The organism is Enterococcus raffinosus, from assembly GCF_001886185.1.
GTDB classification, from domain to species: domain Bacteria; phylum Bacillota; class Bacilli; order Lactobacillales; family Enterococcaceae; genus Enterococcus_A; species Enterococcus_A raffinosus.
Map to the genome: position 1 here is coordinate 1 of NZ_JXLA01000113.1, position 720 is coordinate 720.

At 37.9% G+C, this 720-nt stretch carries 2 protein-coding genes; both read right to left on the reverse strand.

Annotated elements, in window-relative coordinates; all coding sequences use genetic code 11:
* Positions 1 to 212 (reverse strand): hypothetical protein (locus RV13_RS21205; RefSeq protein WP_211276180.1); only part of this gene is annotated, 212 nt, incomplete at its 3' end.
* Positions 213 to 214: 2 nt separating this feature from the next.
* Positions 215 to 559: a Mor transcription activator family protein gene (locus RV13_RS20465; protein WP_010746972.1), complete on the reverse strand. Its 345-nt coding sequence runs from the start codon at positions 557 to 559 to the stop codon at positions 215 to 217.
* Positions 560 to 720: the final 161 nt, after the last annotated feature.

Sequence of the window (720 nt, forward strand, 5' to 3'; positions counted from 1 at the left end):
TTGTTACTTTCACTTGACCAATATAGGCCAACAATTGCTAGTAGAGCCGCCCCAATCACCAATGGTATATGGTACCATTTAAAATCTGTGTCTAACTTTTGATTGATCCATGGCAACATCTTTTTCACAAATAAATAGCCCAGACCACCCACTATAACCAAAAGCAATAACAAGTTACCGAGTCCACTTCCAGTATTAGTTTCTTCGTACATTTTCATACCCCATTTCCTTCATCATTTCTTTGTTGCTTTATATCGGTTATGTACGGAGGATATTCCGTCTCGTTAACCTCGTCTACTTTTTCATTCTTGATTTCTCTCAGCATTCTTTCTACAGAGCGTTGGCTATACCCGTAACGTCTTGCTAGCTCTTGCTTGTTGTATCCAGTGTACTCATTCCGAAGCACTTCCAACATATAGGATCGTGAGATCAACCGGATTGGTAGATTCAACTGCATTCCACGATATTCCTTAAACAGGCTTAGTGTTGCATCTAATCCAATAACTTTTTCAAGCTCACGATAAATCTTATTCCAGCCTTGAATATTGATCTCATTCATCTGCCCTCCTCCATTCAAACCATCTAGTAAAATAATACCCCTTCAAAAAAAGCATATCTTGCGGCTTTTTCTGCGACATTTATTTACTTTTGTCGCAAGAGTTAATCTTTGGTATCAAATACTTTTGGATCAATATCTGCTAATTTCCATTCTTTCCTACA